The organism is Pseudomonas gregormendelii (assembly GCF_017114825.1).
In the GTDB taxonomy this organism is placed as follows: Bacteria; Pseudomonadota; Gammaproteobacteria; order Pseudomonadales; family Pseudomonadaceae; genus Aquipseudomonas; species Aquipseudomonas gregormendelii.
On sequence record NZ_JADEVO010000109.1, the window covers coordinates 1 to 610 of the forward strand.

The following is a 610-nucleotide window of genomic DNA, read 5'->3' on the forward strand; positions in this document are numbered from 1 at the left end:
TGCACATGGAACTGGGCGGCAAGGCCCCGGTGATCATCTTCGACGACGCCGACATCGACGCCGCCGTGGAGGGCATTCGCACCTTTGGTTTCTACAACGCCGGCCAGGATTGCACGGCGGCCTGCCGCATCTACGCCCAGGCCGGGATCTACGAGAAGTTCGTCGAGAAGCTCGGTGCCGCGGTCAGCAGCATCAAGTACGGCCTGCAGGACGATCCGGCCACCGAGCTCGGCCCGCTGATCACTGCGCAGCACCGCGACCGCGTGGCCGGGTTCGTCGAACGCGCCGTGGCGCAGTCGCACATCCGCCTGATCACCGGTGGCAAGGCGGTGGACGGCAACGGTTTCTTCTTCGAGCCGACGGTGCTGGCGGACGCACAGCAGGATGACGAGATCGTTCGCCGCGAGGTGTTCGGCCCGGTGGTGTCGGTGACCAGGTTTACTGACGAGGCCCAGGTGCTGGGCTGGGCCAACGACTCGGACTACGGCCTGGCGTCGTCAGTGTGGACCGCCGACGTCGGCCGCGCGCATCGGTTGTCGGCGCGCCTGCAATACGGCTGCACCTGGGTCAATACGCACTTCATGCTCGTCAGCGAAATGCCCCATGGCGG

Annotated in this window: 1 protein-coding gene; it reads left to right on the plus strand. The window is 66.6% G+C overall.

Going from position 1 to position 610, the window contains the following annotated elements:
- On the plus strand, positions 1-610 hold a 610-nt coding region (locus IMW75_RS26790), incomplete at both ends, for an aldehyde dehydrogenase family protein (protein ID WP_205894314.1).